The following is a 15,763-nucleotide window of genomic DNA, read 5'->3' as shown; positions in this document are numbered from 1 at the left end:
GACTGTCAATTGGGAGAAGGCACGGCTTTTGATGACGTAATTTCTTCCAGTCTCCAGCCACACACCGCCGGCAAGCCAGAAGACGGCCCTCGCATTGGTGACATTACCCCTGCCCCAGTCGAGAAAACATCGACGACAGTTTCCAGCCGGCAATCAGCCTCCGCCCCACTCCTCCACGGTTCCCATAGGATCATTCGGCTGCGCCGTCACCGGCGCCCTCTTCATCCACGTCCGAGAATCAGATCGAGCAACCGGCGAGCGCCTTGCCCGTCTACGGTCGCCCGCGCCGCTCCGGAGCACGCCCGCCGGCGGCCGGCGCTGCTCAGATCATCCAGCGCCGCCGCCAGACGCTGCCCGGTGTCGGGGCCATGACGGCCGAGATCGACGGCACCACCATGACGGGCAAGATCGGCGGTCGTTTCCAATTCCTTCTCTTCGCCGGTCGTCAGGACCGATGGCACTCCGACGGCAGCCAATTCGCAGGCCATCACGCCGCCAGCCGCAACGGCGACATCCATCCCCGCCATGAAGCCGGCCATGTCGGGCAGCCGCCGGTGCTGGACCACCGGCAACCCGGCGGAGGCCGCCGTCAATGCCGCCTCATGATGGAAAGCCGGGCCGGTGTGGACATGGACCGTCACATCGGGATGGCGGGCAAGCCAAGGCCGCAATTCCTGCAACAGGCAGGGGGTCAGGCCATACGTGTCGCTCCCGCCCTGGGTCAGCAGGAGCGCCGCAATGGTGGGGCGGACCTCGAAAGGTTGGGCGCCGAAGCCCGGAGCTATGGCAAGATAGGCAAGGCCGCCCACGCTGACGGTCCGGTTTCCGGCCGGGCGCGGGATAGGGCAACGATACAGCCCATTCACCGCAACATCGGCCACCCAATGGCCGAGGCCGGTATCGTCGAGCACGACCAACCGGCCGGCCCGCCTCTTCAGAGTGGCGAGGAGCGCGGGATCGTTGCTCAGTTGATCCACCACCAGCGCGTCCCAACGGCCGTCGGGCAGAGGGTCATCCTTCCAGCGCAGCACCGGCCCCAGCCCGCGCTCCCTCACCAGCGCGGACGCCACCTCGTCGCCGGTCATCACGAAGACGACGGGGACGCCGGTCTCCCGCAACAACTCCGCCAATGCCAGGCAGCGGAAGACATGACCCATGCCCGTCACCGGATCTCCACCGGTGAGAAAGCCGACGATCATGACACCCAGCCCCGGGTGCGGGCCGCCGCCACCAGCCAGGGCGTGTCGGGTTCGCCCTCTCCGCGCTCGGCGCCGTACGCCGCGTGCAGGGTTTCGGCGCGATGGAAATCTTCCGGCGTGTCGACCGTCAACCGCAGTCCCGGCGCCCGCTTGTCGGGCGGCGTGCCCGGAACCGCCTGACGGAACAGGGCTGGGCGCTCCTGTATGTATTCGTTGACGTGCTCACGATGGTTGGCGTCGCATCCGTGACGCCAGGAGCGGGACAGCGCCTCCGCCGTCATGACCTCCAGCCCGACCCCCACGGGAAGCCCGCTGCCGAAATCGGGAAAGGCGCAAGCGTAGTCGAGACCCTGTTCAAACAAGAAGGCGATCAGACGGTCGCCTTCCTCGGGATCGACGAACGGGTTGTCGCCGGTGGCGCGCACGACGACGTCGAAGCCGAAGGCGGCGGCGCATTGGTGATAGCGGTCCAGCACATCCGTCTCGGACCCCCGGAACAGGCCAACGCCGCGGTCGGCGACGAACGCCGCCACCGCATCGTCGGCCGGTCGGTCGCTGGTGGCCACGACCAGCCGGTCGACGGCACGGCAACGCCCCAGACGGTCGAGAATCCTCCCCAGCATGGGAACGCCGGCGAGTGGCCGCAGCACCTTGCCAGGCAACCGGGTCGACCCCATCCGGGCCTGCAGGATGACACCGACGCCCGCCATCAGGAGGCCGTGCCTAGCCTGCGGACACCGATGGCGGTCCGGGCGGTCCGCTTTTCACGAGTCATCGCCCCCTCCTCAATGCGCTTCCAGGATCTGCATGAGCACGTCCTTGTTCTTGTGCTCCGGTTCCAGCGCCAGGATGCGCGACGCGACGGCCCTCGCCTGGACGGGGCGGCCAGTGTGCAGGTAGGAGGCCCCGAGCAGGATCATGCTGCCTCCCTTCAAGGTCGAAGGCGGTACATCGTCCAGGAAATTCTCCAACTGGTCGGGATCGATCACCCGGTGCATGCGGAACAGGCTGTGGAAGCCGAAGGTCTCGATCGGGTTCGCCACCTCGTCGCCGGAAGCGATCCGCTCGACCGAAAAACGGTCGGCCAAATCGGCGGGGGCATAGGTGATGCCGTAACGCTCCTGCAACAGGGCCCGGTGGGTCCGGCACATGTGGTAGTCTTCCGGATGAATCTGGGTGAAGTCCGGATCGGCCGTCGCCTGCAGCAGGCGGCGCGAACGCAACGAGAAGCCCCCGTTGCCGACGTTCATGGCATCGTCGAACAACGTCCAGCGGGCGCCGATGTAATCGTAGGCCCGGTACTCTTCCGACCACAGCCGCACATCCAGGACAAAACCGTCCCATTGGGCAATCAGGACATGGGGCGTTTCGATGTGCCGATGCAGCTCCTTGAGGACGAAATGGCTGTAGGCCTCCGAGGTCGGCAGCCGGTCGATCACCCGGGACCGGATGGTCGGCAGTCCGAAATCGCGGTCCGTCAGGAAGAGCACGTCGTCGAAGCGGCACTGGGCCAAGCAATTCTTCAGAGCGACCAGGGCGTAGTCATGATAGAAGGTGTCGATGCAGCACAGGGTCACGCCCGACAGGTACGGGCGCAGCGACAGATCGGCTTCGGTGCCTCCTGTCCGGGCGACCAGACGGCAGCCGGGCCGCAGCGCGATGTCCGCGGCGAACAGCCGGGCCAGATGATCGAAGTCGCCACGTCCGCGGATGGGCTCCCCCAATTCCGTATCGAACAGCTTCAGCTTGGCGTTCTGCTCAACCGCCTGACGGCAGAGCAGATCCGCCATCGGCCGGTCGCCTCGCTGGCCGCGCGCCACCCCCCACAGATAGAGCGCGTCCGAGAAGCCGGGCACTTGCCGCAAGATGGCGTCATACACCGCCTCCGCCTCGCCGAGACGGCCTGCCTTGTGATGTTGAACGGCGATGGCAAGTGCCTGCGAGGGAGAGACCATAGGGCCCGATCGGCAAGAGAACGGAAAAGGGATCCGGCCTTTATACCCGCGATCCCCACCCGGTCAAACCTTGGGCTCCAGCCCGCTGTTTTTTGTCCGAAATCATCATGCCTGGACCCGGTCCCTGCCAGATGCTAGGAATTCGGCCGTTCTCCCGGTTGGCAAGGACGGTATCGGTGAGCAAGTCGGTGGAATTCTCTTTGGAAGGCAAGCGGATCTGGGTGGCCGGGCATCGCGGCATGGCGGGCTCCGCCATCGTGCGCCGGCTGGCCCGCGAAGGCTGCGAGGTCCTGACGGCCGATCGCGCCGCGCTCGATCTGCGCCGCCAGGATGCGGTCGAAGCCTGGGTCGCCGACCGCCGCCCGGACGTGGCCTTCGTCGCCGCCGCCACGGTCGGCGGCATCCTGGCCAACTCCACCCGGCCAGCCGACTTCCTCTACGACAATCTGGTCATCGAGACCAACATCATCCACGCCGCCCACCGGGCCGGGGTGGCGAAGCTGGTCTTCCTGGGGTCGTCCTGCATCTACCCCCGGCTGGCCGCCCAGCCGATGAACGAGGACGAACTGCTGACCGGCCCGCTGGAGCCGACCAACCAGTGGTACGCCATTGCCAAGATCGCCGGCATCAAGCTGTGCCAAGCCTACCGGCGCCAGCACGGCTGCGACTTCGTGTCGGCCATGCCGACCAACCTGTACGGCATCGGCGACAACTTCGACCTCCAGGGCGGCCATGTCGCCGCCGCGCTGCTGGCCAAGATCCACCGGGCCAAGGTGGAGGGGCTGGAGAGCGTCGAGATCTGGGGCACTGGATCGCCGCTGCGCGAATTCCTCTACGCCGACGATCTGGCCGACGGACTCGTCCATCTCGCCAAGCATTATTCGGACGAGCAGCACGTCAACATCGGCACCGGCAGCGAGGTGTCGATCCGCGGTCTGGCCGAGTTGATCGCCGACATCGTGGGCTACCGCGGCGGCTTCCGCTACGACGCCGGCAAGCCCGACGGCGCGCCGCGCAAGTTGCTGGACGTCGGGCGCATGACCGCGCTCGGCTGGACCGCCCCCACCCCGTTGCGGGAAGGCTTCGCCAGCACCTACCGCTGGTACCTCGACAGCCTGGGGGCCGGCGCCGATCTGCGCGGCCAGCCCGCCATCCAGACGCTCTGACCGTTTCCGCGCCGATACCTCCGTGCCGGCATTCTGCTCCGGCACGGGCCGACACTGGGTGATGCCATGAAGAAGACGTCCCGCAACAAGCCGGCCGGCAAGGCGAAGCGTATCCCCGCACCGGCGGCCGCCCGGAGCGCCGGAGCCTTCGCGCCGCGTGCCGCCGCCGATTTTGGAACGGCCTTGGAGCATCACAAGGCGGGACGCGTCGCCGAGGCCGAGGCCGGTTACCGCGCGGTCCTGGGGCTGATCCCGAACCATCCCCACGCCAACAACAACCTCGCGATGATCCTGCGTGCCCGCCACGAGCACGAGGAGGCGATCGTCTGCTACCGCCATGCGGCGGACCAGGCGCCCAACGACCCCCATGTTCACAGCAACTTCGGCTGCCTGTTGATGGATCTGGGCCGTTGGGAGGAAGCGCAGGCGCGGCTCCGCCGGGCCATCGAGCTGAAGCCCGATTACACGGAGGCCCATTTCAACCTGGGCAACGTGCTGCGCAGCCTCGGCGACGAGGACGGCGCCCTGGCCAGCTACACCGAGGCCTTGCGGCTGAACCCCGACATGGCGCCGGCGCTCTGCAACATGGGGGATGTCTTCAAGAGCCGGGCTGAACTGACCAAGGCGCTGAACTGCTTCGTCACCGCCCAGCGCAACGCGCCGCAGATGGCCGAGCCCTACAACAATCTGGGCGAAACCCTGAAGGAACAGGGACGGATCGCCGAGGCGGTGACCGTCTTCCAGAAGGGGCTGGCGATCCACCAAGCCCACGCGATCATGCATTCCAATCTGCTGCTGGCCTTGAACTACACCGCCGAGGCGCCTTTGGAGATGATCTATCGGGTCCACCGCCATTGGGCCGAGCGCCACGCCGAGCCGCATCTGCCCACCGGCGGCCATCCCAACGACCGCGATCCCGGTCGCAAGCTGCGCATCGGCTACGTGTCGCCGGATTTCTGCGCCCATTCGGTCAGTTTCTTCGCCGAGCCGGCGATCCGCGAGCACGACCGGACGGCTTTCGAGGTGTTCTGCTATCCCTGCTCCCGGCGCTCCGACGTGGTGACGGCCCGGCTGCAGGCGATGGCCGATCACTGGATCCCGATCGTCGGGATGAGCGACGAGGCCGCCGCCGCCCGGATCAAGGCCGACCGCATCGACATTCTGGTCGATCTTGCCGGCCACACCGCCGAGAACCGGCTCACCCTGTTCGCCCGCAAGCCGGCGCCCGTGCAGGTGACATGGCTCGGCTACCCCAACACCACCGGCATGCAGGCCATCGACTACCGGCTGACCGACGGCGTCGCCGACCCGGTGGGCGCCCATGACCATCTCAGCGCCGAAACCCTGGTGCGGCTGCCGCACGGCTTCCACTGCTACCTGCCGCCGGTCGACGTCGGCGCCCAGCCGCGCCCGCCGGTTCTGGAGAACGGCTTCGTCACCTTCGGCTCCTTCAACAACACCTCCAAGGTGACTCCGGACGTGGTGCGGGTCTGGGCCGAGATCCTGAAGCGGGTGCCCTCCTCCCGCCTACTGCTGAAAAGCCGGCAGATGGGCGACGACGAGACCCGCAAGCGCTACGTCGCCCTGTTCGCCGCCCATGGCATCGCCGAGGACCGGTTGACCCTGCTGGCCCGGATCCCGGCCGCCGACGGCCATCTGCGGGCCTACGACCGGATCGACGTCGGGCTGGATCCCTTCCCCTACAACGGCACCACCACCACCTGCGAAGCCTTGTGGATGGGGGTTCCAGTGCTGACGCTGGCCGGGCGCGGCCATGTCGCGCGGGTCGGCGCCAGCCTTCTGACCAACTGCGGACTGGGCGAGCTGATCGCCACCGACGAAGCCGACTACATCGCCAGGGCGCTCGCCCTGGCCGGGGACCCGCGCCGGCTGGTGGATTTGCGTTCCGGGATGCGCAACCGCCTGGAGGCGGCGCCGCTGACCGATTACAAGGGCTTCACCCTGGCCATGGAACGCGCCTTCCGGGAGATGTGGCGGGTCTGGACGAACCGCCCGAACTGAGCCGGCGAGCCTTCGGACCGGCAGGATCCGCGGACGGGCTGTGAACAGGAAAGCGAAGGACGAAGAAAGGACATAAAATCATGATATGTTTTTATGTCCTTTCTTCGCGATGCTCCTAGGCCCGGCGGAGCAGCAGTTCGTTGAAGACGGTCTCGATGCGGTCCACGCTGCGGCCCACGGCAAAGCCAAAGGCCCGTTCGCGCCCGGCTTGGGCCAAACGCGCCCACCGGGCAGGGTCCTCGACCAGACCACGCAGCTTTGCCGCCAGATCCTCATGATCCTCGGACGCGAAATGCAGGCCGTCGACGCCGTCGCGGACGATCTCGCCGCTGCCCCCGGTGGCGCTGGTGACGACGGTCAGCCCGGCGGCCATCGCCTCGACCTGGGAAATGCCGAACGGCTCCTGGAAGAGGCTGGGAAAGACCAGCACGTTGGTCCGGGCAAACAGGTCGGCCATCCCCTGCCGGTCGAGGAAGCCCTGGAAGCGGACCTTGCCGGACAACCCGTTCTTCGCGCAGAAGGCTTGCGACCGCTCTAGGAAATCGGCGTCCGGCGCCTCTCCGGCCATGACGCAGTCGAAGTCGACGCCGGCATGGTGCAGACGATTCAGCGCGTTCAACAGGATCTGGGGTCCTTTGTAGACCACGTAGAGGCTGGCGAAGGCGATGCGCAGCCGGTCCTGTGCCGGCATGATCGGCCGGTAGAAGTAATCGACCCGGGCGCCGGGATAGAGAACCGAGGTCTCCTTGAAGCCGAAGCCGTTTTCCTTCAGCCGCCCCTCCACCCAATGGCTGGCCGGCCCCGGCCGGTAGAGCGGCGAGCGCGGCGCGTCCTCCAAGCCATAGCCGGGATGCTGGTTGCCCAGACAATGCACCACGGGGATGCCCTGCGCGGTCAGCGCGGTCAGGAACTGGTGGCCGACCAGATCGAGGTTCCCGACCATGCAGACCTCGCTGCGGTGGCGGCGGGCGGCCTCCAGGATCCGGACAGCGTTCTCCCGGACGATGGCGACGCAGCGCCCGGTGTCCTCATGGTTGAAAGCCCGGCCATCCCGCCAATAGCCGTACAGGCCGAGCCCGCGTTCCACCCGCTTCTCCAGATCCTCGGTCCCGGCGACGCCGGGACGGGCAAGTTCCGGCACATCGGCGGTCAGGATGCGGACGTCGTGCCCCCGGCGCAGCAGTTCCGCCGAGAATTCCCACAGCTTCCGGCCATAGCCGCCCAACTCCTGGGGCGGGAACAGATTGGTGACGACCAGGACGCGACGCCCGGTTCCGGCCGGAATGGGGGCGAGGGTGGTCAGGGCCCGGTACCGGGCGATGCGGGGATCGTCCGCCGCCTGCCGGGCCAGCCGGTCGGCATCGGGGGCGCCCGGCAGAGCCCCGCCCCGCCCACCCCGTGCGCGCCGCCGTTCGCTGGTCAGGATGTAGGCGTCGCCGAACCGTCCGGAGGCCTCGGCCAAGGCCGCCAGCACCCGAAGTCCATCGTCATGGTGCCGGTCGAGCGCGATGCAGCGGTGGACACAGCGTTCCATCAACACTCCGTCGCCAAGCGTCTGCGCCAACCGGGCCGCCATCATCGCTTGGTCCGGGGTGGCGACGGTCTCCAGCAAGGCCGCCACCCGGCCGCGGGCGGTCGCCGCCGGCGCCAGCCGCACCGAGGTCTCGACGAAGCGCATGCGGTCGGCGCAGCGGTGCAGACCGGGCGTCCCCTCCACCGGGACGAAACCCCATTCAGCCAACCCCGCGGCGGCGGCGGTCCGCTCGCTCCACCCTTGCCCCCCGGCGATGACGAAACCCACGGCGGTTGCCGACAGCCACTGGTCGATGCTCTCCTTGATGCCTCCCGCTCCTTTCCCCCAGGGCAGAACGGCGACCCGCTCCTCCCGGATGGCCTCGCCACCCTCGGGCGGGGGAAGCGCCGGCCCGGCCACCTCCGTCGAGCCTTGCTCGACGGTCGCGACGCGCGGCAGGTCGGCGACGGCCGCCGCGATCCCAAGCGGATCGCCCGGCTCGACCAGAACCGACAGGCGGGTCGCGCGCAGGTGGAGGTGCTGGACGGCCTCGTAGGCAGCCACCCGATGGCGGAAGGCGTGCCCCCGTCCCGGCAGCGCGACCGGAGCCGGACGCGCCGTCACCACCAGCGTCGGGTCGACCGGCCCGCCGCCGAGCAGGCTGTAGAACTGGACGCGCTTGACCATCGGCCCCTGGGTGTCCAGCAGATGCCGCTGCCCGGCGGCGCGGATCGCGCGCGCCTCGTCGGGATGATCGAGGTAGTGGCGGATGGTCTCGACCAGCTCGCCCGGCGAGCGGTAGGTGACGAGGTGGCGGCCGGGAACGAACAGCCGCTCCAGCCCGGAGTCCGGCGACAGCGCGTCGGTGATCAGGAACCCGCCGCTGCCCAGCGCCTCGAACACCCGCAGGTTCAGGTCGCCGTTCAGGCTGCAGTTCAACGTGATGGCCGAGGCGGCGTAGAGGTCGGCCGTCTCCTCCGGCGTTCCCCGCAGGGTCTGCAGGGGCAGGCCGGCGCGCAGCACCTCGGTCAGGACATGGCGGCGGTAGGGGTGGAAGGCGCCGATCTGCCCGACGAAGGTCAGCGCATGGGTCGGCGCGGGCGGGATGTCGCGGCGTCGCAGCGCGTAGTCGAGCGCCGGGATCCAGTACACGCGGTCGAAGCCGGCCTCGACGAAGAAATGGGCGTGATGGCGCGTGTGGTCGACGACGATGGCGTCGAAGGTCTCAGCGGTGGCGTATTGGATCAGGGTCTGGACCGGCGCCGTGAAGTGATGGGTGTCGCCGACCAGGAGCAGCTTCGAGCAGGGGATGCGGTCGAGGTTGCGGGCCAGGTTGCGCCGGGTGGCGTCGGCCTTGACGACGATCAACTCCGGCTTCTGATGCGCCGGCAGGCGGGCGACCAGCGCCGCCATGTCGAAGTCGCCCGGCGGCGTCGCGATGGTGACGAAGCCGTCGCCGTCGGTGGCGGTCTGGCAATCGGGGCCGCAGAAAATCTCCCGCTGCGAAAACAGCGGACGCGGGTAATGGTCGGGACTCGCCAGTCCGCAGAACAGGACCTGCGGATTGGGCAGACTGTCCAGGGTCGGCGGCTGCATGCAAATCTCCGGCGAAGGCGGGGTGGCGGGCGAGGGTTGCTGCGCAGGGCGCGCAAGGCGCCGCACTTTAGTCGAAAGACTGAAACTTTGCCTACGGCTTGGCGGAGCCGCCGGGCGGGATCGCCGGCGCCGGGACGGTAAACGTTATTTTATGATTTTAAATCATGATTTACTTTAATTTTTTTACTTTATGTTTTATTATTTTGCGGGCGTGGCTGCTCGCACGTCACATCTCCCGCGGACCCCGTGCCGCCAATCCGCCTTCATTCCCGTCCCGTCACCCAGAACTGGTAGAGCTGGCCGAACAGGGCCGGGAACTCCTCCTCCAACTGGCCCCAGGCGGCAAAGGAGGTCATCGCCGGATCGTCCGGAAAGCGGCGGCGGTAGAGGGAATGGACCGCCGGATCCTCGAACTCGAACCCAAGCAGCACCAGCCCCAGCCCGTCCAGCGCCTGTTGCAGCCAGGGCAGGGTCGCCTGGGTCTCGTGGACGTGCAGAATCAGGTCGCGGCAGGCGCTGACCGTGAAGAAATCGGGTGAGGAGGCGACGGAGCGGACCGGGTCGTCGGCGGGCAGCGCGAGGATGTCCTGCCGCAGCCGCCGGATCCCCTCGGGCGTCGCGCCATGACCGCGCGCCGCGGCGAAATCGCGCACCGCCTGGATCGGGCGCCGGGCGATGGCGCTGTAGAGGCCCAGCTTCATCACGCCCCCCGGCGCCAGCAGCCCGGTCAGCACGCGCAAGCCTGCCAGCGGATCCCTCATGTGGTGCAGCACGCCGACGCTGTGGACGAGGTCGAAACGCCGCCCCATCCCGCCGAGCTCCAGCAGATCGGCCTGCGCGAAGGCGACGTTCCCCACGCCCAGCCGCCGGCTCTGCCGGGCGCCGTAGGACAGGCTGCGCCGGCTGAGGTCGACGGCCAGCACCCTTGCCCCCTCGATGTGCCGGGCGGCCCAGATCGCCTCCCGCCCGGTGCCGCAGCCGGCCACCAGCACCTCCGGCTCGGGCCATGCACGGTCTGGGACCGGAGCCTGCGGAAACAGGGTGCGCAGGGTGCGCGACAGGCTGAGCGGCGTGTCGCGCAGCCCGGTGGCGGTCCAGCGCGGGTAAGGGTTCTCCTCGTACTGCCCGCGCACCAGGATGGAAACGCCGTCGCGGATGGGGGTCAGGGCCGGCAACTCCGCGGCCAGCCGCGCCTCGTCCAGCGGTTCCGTCACCTGGAGTTCCAAAAGCCGCGCGATCTCGTCCGGCCAGGACCGCTCCGCCAAAAGCGCCGGCAGATGGTGGAGCGGACGGTAGGCGCCGAAAAGGGCGATCCAATGGTTCGGTACCGCCTCCCCCCGGTCGAGCCGCTGCCGTATCCCGTCTTCCAGCCGGGTAACCGCCGCGGTCTCTGCCGGGCTTTCGGCCAGGGCGTATTCACCGAGAAATCCCTGATGCGCGAGCCGCGCGCACAGCGTCAGCCAGGGATGCCCCCAGGAGGACAGGTCGAGCGGCTGCTCCGGCCCGGCGGTCACCCCCAGCAGCGCGCGGCGCAGGGCGGTGACGATCCGCTCCATTCCGGCATCGGCGGCAACGGCGCCCGACAGCAGGGCGTGCAGCAACGTGTCGCCGGCCAGCGGGGTCAGCCCGCCGGAACACAGCAGCGCCTCCAAAGCCGCGGGATCGCCGGCGACCTCGGCCAGCCGGGCCACCGCCGGCTCCGCCATCACGACGCCGGAGACGACGCTCACCAGATCGGCGGGATCGACGCCGGGCTGGGCGAAGGCCGACGTCAGATCCGCGCGCCATTCGGCGTCGGCTCCGGCGACGCGGACCCCGCGCAGGGCAAGCGCGAAGCCCGTCCAGAAACGGGATGTTCCGGGCGACAGCCGGACGGCGCGGCGCAGATAGGGGACGGCCAGGTCGCGCCGGCCATGGCGCAGGAACAGGGTCCCGATCTGGAAAGGTGTGTCGGCGTCGGCCGGCGCGATGGCAAGCGCCTCCAGCCCCAGCGGTACGGCATCGTCGGCACACCCCTCCTCGCAGCGCAGGGCGATCAAGGCCAGCCGGGCATCGAGATGGCGCGGGTCGGCGGCGGCCGCCGTGAAGTGGAGTTCCGCGCGGTCGCGCCGCCCGGCCCGGCGGTGCAGCGTGCCGAGCAAGTGATGGGCCGAAGCCAGCCGGGGACGCAGGGTGATGGCGCGCTCGGCCCTCTCCAGCGCCTCGGTCTCCCGGCCCAGCCGGGCGAGCAGGGCGGCGTGGTTGCCGAAGGCGTCGGCCAGGGTCGGGTTGCCGTCGGTCGCCCGCCGGAACAGCGCATCGGCGTCATCCGCCCGGCCCTCCACCATGCGGACCAGCGCCAGCGTGGCGAACGCCTCGGGATAGCCGGGCTGAACCGCCAGGGCCTCGGCGCAGGCCTCCCCGGCCTCCTGGGGCTGGTTCAGCCGCAACCGGCCAACCGCCAGGGCGCGCAGCGCCGGGGCCGAGCGCGGCGCCAACGCCACCGCGCGGCGGCTGGCGGTCAGGGCATCCTGCGCCCGTGGGCCGGCGAGCAGCGCCAGCCCACGCTCGGTCCAGGCCTCGCTCCGGTCGGGAGTCAGCCGAACGGCGCGGCCCGACCACGCGGCGGCATCCTCGGCCAACCCCAGGACACGGGCCAGTTCCGCGAGCGGCGCCATGGCGTCGACGGTGAAGGCACCTTGGGACAGGAGGTCGCGATACAGCCGTTCGGCCTCGTCCGGACGCCCGGCACGGCAATGGTCGAGGGCGGGCCGAACATCCTGGGGGCCGATCGTCATGGGGAGTACCACCTGCGGAACGAAACACCGACGCGAAGCCTCCCTTGTCCCCGATCCGTCCCGGGGTTGCAAGCGCGTCGCCACAGACCCCGGCGCTCGCTTGCGCGGGCGCGGGCCTGGGAGTTTCCGCGCGGATTCCAGTGGCGGCACGCCCCACCGCCTTATACTCATGCGCTTTCGGCGGCGATGCGTGACGAACCCAGATCATGACCCTCGACGATGTGGTGCAGCGCGCGCTCGATGCGCATCGGGCGGGACAGGTGGAGCAGGCGGACCGGCTGTACCGCTGCGTCCTGGCGCTGGTTCCTTGCCACGCCCCGGTCCTGCTGCATCGCGCCCAGCTCTGCGAGCGCAGGGGCGCATGGGACGAGGCGATCACCCTCTACGGCCGGATGACGAGACTGACGCCCGGCTTGGCTCTTCCGGCCACGCGGCGGTCGCTGCTGCGGATCCGGCGGGCGATCGGTCCGCCGCCGGCACCGAAGGCGCCGGACGCCATGACCGGGCGCGTCGCCATGACGAGCCTGGGCGCGAACGGGCGCTTCGGCAACCAGCTCCTCCAATACGGCTTCCTGCGGCTCTACGGCGAGACGCACGGCCTGCGGGTCGAAGCCCCGGACTGGATCGGCCGGGATCTGTTCGGTTTCGACGATCCCCTGCCCGGTTCCGGGTTGCGCGGAGTGCGCGAGGACGAGGCGGATTTGGTCGCCTCGCTGACCGGCGAGAGCGGCGACATCCATCGCGACGCCGATTTCTGGGGCTATTTCTGCGGACCCACCGGGCGCTGGGCGCGCCACCGCGACCGCTTCCGCGACCTCTTCCGCTGGCACGGCCCGGTCGCCGCTGCCGCCGCCGCCTTGCAGGCCCGCCTGGACGAGGTGGGGGGGGAACTGGTCGCCATCCACCTGCGGCGCGGCGACTTCGTCAGCGACGGGCATTGGATCCCGCCGGACGGCTGGTACCGGGATTGGCTGGCGGCGCTCTGGCCCACCCTCGACCGTCCCCGCCTCTACGTCGCCAGCGACGATCCGGCCACGGCGGCCGGCTTCGCCGACTTCGCCCCGCTCACCGAGCCCGATCTGGTTCCGCCGCCGCCGGGCGCGGAGTTCCTGACCGATTTCCTGGTGCTGACGCGGGCGCACCGGCTGGCGGTGTCCAACAGCAGCTTTTCCTTCACCGCAGCGATGCTGAACGACCGGTGCGGCGGTTTCGTCCGCCCCGATCCGGCCCGAGGGGCGCTCGTTCCCTTCGATCCGTGGGACGCCCCGGTCCTCCTGTAACGCAGGACCGGCAGCCGGCCGGCACCGTCAATGGGCCGGAGCGGCCGAGAGCCGGTCGACCATCCGCAGCAGCCCTTGGGCGAGCCGGATGATGGCGGGCGAGGCGATGAACAGCTCGCGCAGCGCCGCCCCTTCGCCAAAACGCAGGATGAAGCCGTTCGGATTGAAGATCAGGGCGACCTTCGCGGCATCGGACAGGACATGCTGGGTGCGGCCCTGAAACACGCCGTCCATCACCGCGCGCGCCAGTTCGCGGGCGTCCTCGACATCGAGCGTGGCGATGTCCGCCGGCTGACGGGATTCGTTGAACAGGAACACGGCCTCCAGCCGCACCCGCCCATCCTCTTCGAACACGGAGATGTGAGATAGGAATTTCCCGTCCGGAAACAGGACGGTCCGTTCGTCCATCTCCACGTTGATGAGCGTCCGGGGTTTCTGGAGGGCAGCCGGCATCGTTGCGAACCTTGGGAAGGGGGACGGACCCCGGAAGGGGCGGACCCTGCCATACCGTGGCGCGGAAGTCGAACCGCGCACGGCCTGCCGGCTTGGCAGTGCCCCGCGGGCGCCGGCCGTCAGGATCAGGAAGCGGCGGAGACCGGGGGTTCGGCAGCCGCCGGGGCGGGGGCTTTCATCGGCGTCCTGGGATCGTACAGGCCGAGCTGCTGGAGGTTGAGCATCATCCGTGTGCCGACCTCGTTCATCGAGCTGGCGACGATGGCGATCTCCTTGGCCGTCATCTCCGGGCTGTCGTAGGTGACGCGGCCATAAGCCCGGTAGTTCAGGCGGATCCCGACGTCCGGCGTCTCCCCCTGGAGCCAGGAGCCGTGTAGGATGCGGTTGCGCTCCTTGCTGAGCTGGATCGCCTGCTCGCAGAGTTCGATGGTCTGTGCGGCGGCTTGGTTCGACAGCTTCTGCCCGGCGAGCGCCTTGATGGAATCGAGCCGCGCCTTGACCTGCATGTTGGCGCTGATGGTGAGGAACTCCACATGCTCGACCCCCAGGAGCCGGGACAGGCAGAAAGATATGACCTCTTCCAGATGCGCCCAAGACACCGCGACCATGCCGATGGCACAATACATCTTGGTGCTGAGAGGCCCCTGCCGGACAACGAGCTTGGTCATGGGGCGATTGTTCCTGACGGTTTGTGTCTCTCAACCACTGCGAAGCGACAAGCGGCGAAAATCGTGCCGAATCACTTTGCCACCGCAATCATCAAGATACGGTGATTGCCATGCCGACGGCCAGCCCTTTTCCACTGCGGCCGCCCGGAAGGAGGAAAGCGCAGGACTTCTTAACATTCCCATATTTCATGATATGGAAATATTCTGCCGATCTCCTGCTTGGTAACGAACAATCGCGCTCGTTTGCAGGGGCATAGCATTCCATGGGTCTTTTGGCGAACAGCCAGCACAAGCATTTATAATCATTAAATGTTATCATGATACCATTTAATACGGTGCCTTCATATCGTGAAATCCCTTCCCTAATCCCTTTGATGCGCCTTACTCTGCGGCGCATCCGTCAATTGGCCCCCATGGAACGCCCATGACCCGCATCAGCAGTTTCGCCTCCACCAAGGGCGGCGTCGGCAAGACCAGCCTCGTCATGGCCTTGACCACCGAACTCCGCCGCCGGGAGAAGAGCGTCCTGCTGCTGGATTGCGATCCGAACCGGCATCTGGCGGAATGGGCGCGCCGCCGCCGCGACGCCGGCGTGACCGTGGTCGAGGAGGTCACCGAGGCCAACGTGCGTCAGATCGTGCAGGAGCGGGCGGGCCGGCACGACCACACGCTGATCGACCTCGCGGGCTTCGGCAACCTGACCATGCTCTACGCCTTCTCGGTCAGCGACGGGGTGATGATCCCGACCCAGCAGTCCTTCATGGACATCAAGGAGGCGGTGCGCACCTTCAAGGTCGTCGCCGATTCCATCGGGGTGCTGAAGCACACCCCGGTGTCGAGCGTCGTCATCGTCCGCACCCAGGCCGCCATCGAGTCCCGCGTCGACCGCCACGCCCGCGAACTGCTGGCCGAACACGGCGTCCCGACCTTCCGCACCGAGCTGATCGAGCGCTCGTTGATCAAGGAGATGAGCTACACCGGCCAAGGCCCCGGCGAGGTCAACCCGGCCAGCAACGCCGACCACAACGTGCGCGCCATGACCGACGAGTTCTTGGATTTCCTCGACGCCGCTCCCTGCAACCCGTTGGTGGCACGAGCGGCATGACGTCATGCTCTGATATGATGTCATGAAAA

General features: G+C 68.4%; 11 protein-coding genes. 4 read left to right on the top strand and 7 right to left on the bottom strand.

Features of this window, described 5'->3' with window-relative positions:
• Positions 1-221: 221 nt before the first annotated feature.
• The 3 genes from EJ913_RS17280 to EJ913_RS17270 form a co-directional block, all read right to left on the bottom strand.
• A complete protein-coding gene (locus EJ913_RS17280; protein WP_127000085.1) occupies positions 222-1,199 on the bottom strand; it encodes a hypothetical protein in 978 nt (325 codons plus the stop codon).
• Positions 1,196-1,909, bottom strand: a complete 714-nt coding sequence (locus EJ913_RS17275) for a cytidylyltransferase domain-containing protein (RefSeq protein WP_127000083.1) — start codon at positions 1,907-1,909, stop codon at positions 1,196-1,198. Before EJ913_RS17275 ends, EJ913_RS17280 begins: the two co-directional genes overlap by 4 nt.
• A gap of 75 nt (positions 1,910-1,984) precedes the next feature.
• Complete coding sequence (locus EJ913_RS17270) at positions 1,985-3,079, bottom strand: DUF5672 family protein (RefSeq protein WP_127000081.1); 1,095 nt, start codon at positions 3,077-3,079, stop codon at positions 1,985-1,987.
• A gap of 251 nt (positions 3,080-3,330) precedes the next feature.
• Here EJ913_RS17270 and EJ913_RS17265 point away from each other — a divergent pair, with 251 nt between their 5' ends.
• Both EJ913_RS17265 and EJ913_RS17260 read left to right on the top strand, forming a co-directional pair.
• A complete protein-coding gene (locus EJ913_RS17265; protein ID WP_420797535.1) occupies positions 3,331-4,320 on the top strand; it encodes a GDP-L-fucose synthase family protein in 990 nt (329 codons plus the stop codon).
• Between the two features lie 66 nt (positions 4,321-4,386).
• Positions 4,387-6,342, top strand: coding sequence for an O-linked N-acetylglucosamine transferase, SPINDLY family protein (locus tag EJ913_RS17260; protein ID WP_127000077.1), 1,956 nt, complete (start codon positions 4,387-4,389; stop codon positions 6,340-6,342).
• 115 nt (positions 6,343-6,457) lie between these two features.
• Here the strand turns inward: EJ913_RS17260 and EJ913_RS17255 are convergent, their stop codons facing one another.
• Both EJ913_RS17255 and EJ913_RS17250 read right to left on the bottom strand, forming a co-directional pair.
• Entirely contained in the window at positions 6,458-9,451 is a 2,994-nt protein-coding gene (locus EJ913_RS17255) for a glycosyltransferase family protein (protein ID WP_127000075.1), read from the bottom strand.
• A gap of 263 nt (positions 9,452-9,714) precedes the next feature.
• A complete protein-coding gene (locus EJ913_RS17250) occupies positions 9,715-12,228 on the bottom strand; it encodes a class I SAM-dependent methyltransferase (protein ID WP_127000074.1) in 2,514 nt (837 codons plus the stop codon).
• A gap of 206 nt (positions 12,229-12,434) precedes the next feature.
• Between EJ913_RS17250 and EJ913_RS17245 the strand changes: the two genes are divergently transcribed.
• Complete coding sequence (locus tag EJ913_RS17245; protein ID WP_127000072.1) at positions 12,435-13,508, top strand: alpha-1,2-fucosyltransferase; 1,074 nt, start codon at positions 12,435-12,437, stop codon at positions 13,506-13,508.
• Between the two features lie 27 nt (positions 13,509-13,535).
• Here the strand turns inward: EJ913_RS17245 and EJ913_RS17240 are convergent, their stop codons facing one another.
• Together EJ913_RS17240 and EJ913_RS17235 are read right to left on the bottom strand one after the other, a co-directional pair.
• Complete coding sequence (locus EJ913_RS17240) at positions 13,536-13,961, bottom strand: hypothetical protein (protein ID WP_127000070.1); 426 nt, start codon at positions 13,959-13,961, stop codon at positions 13,536-13,538.
• Positions 13,962-14,086: 125 nt separating this feature from the next.
• Complete coding sequence (locus EJ913_RS17235; RefSeq protein WP_127000068.1) at positions 14,087-14,629, bottom strand: hypothetical protein; 543 nt, start codon at positions 14,627-14,629, stop codon at positions 14,087-14,089.
• Between the two features lie 424 nt (positions 14,630-15,053).
• Between EJ913_RS17235 and EJ913_RS17230 the strand changes: the two genes are divergently transcribed.
• The gene (locus EJ913_RS17230; RefSeq protein ID WP_127000066.1) at positions 15,054-15,734 is read left to right on the top strand and encodes a nucleotide-binding protein; all 681 of its coding nucleotides are present in this window, start codon (positions 15,054-15,056) and stop codon (positions 15,732-15,734) included.
• Positions 15,735-15,763 lie beyond the last annotated feature (29 nt).

The organism is Azospirillum doebereinerae, assembly GCF_003989665.1.
Lineage (GTDB): Bacteria > Pseudomonadota > Alphaproteobacteria > Azospirillales > Azospirillaceae > Azospirillum > Azospirillum doebereinerae.
The sequence above is the reverse complement of the archived record's forward strand: the minus strand, read 5'-3'. Positions and strand labels throughout refer to the sequence as shown.

Coding starts and splice junctions, on each gene's coding strand:
- EJ913_RS17255 (WP_127000075.1), bottom strand. CDS start 9,451: ATGCAGCCGCCGACCCTGGACAGTCTGCCCAATCCGCAGGTCCTGTTC.
- EJ913_RS17235 (WP_127000068.1), bottom strand. CDS start 14,629: ATGACCAAGCTCGTTGTCCGGCAGGGGCCTCTCAGCACCAAGATGTAT.
- EJ913_RS17245 (WP_127000072.1), top strand. CDS start 12,435: ATGACCCTCGACGATGTGGTGCAGCGCGCGCTCGATGCGCATCGGGCG.
- EJ913_RS17240 (WP_127000070.1), bottom strand. CDS start 13,961: ATGCCGGCTGCCCTCCAGAAACCCCGGACGCTCATCAACGTGGAGATG.
- EJ913_RS17280 (WP_127000085.1), bottom strand. CDS start 1,199: ATGATCGTCGGCTTTCTCACCGGTGGAGATCCGGTGACGGGCATGGGT.
- EJ913_RS17260 (WP_127000077.1), top strand. CDS start 4,387: ATGAAGAAGACGTCCCGCAACAAGCCGGCCGGCAAGGCGAAGCGTATC.
- EJ913_RS17275 (WP_127000083.1), bottom strand. CDS start 1,909: ATGGCGGGCGTCGGTGTCATCCTGCAGGCCCGGATGGGGTCGACCCGG.
- EJ913_RS17250 (WP_127000074.1), bottom strand. CDS start 12,228: ATGACGATCGGCCCCCAGGATGTTCGGCCCGCCCTCGACCATTGCCGT.
- EJ913_RS17230 (WP_127000066.1), top strand. CDS start 15,054: ATGACCCGCATCAGCAGTTTCGCCTCCACCAAGGGCGGCGTCGGCAAG.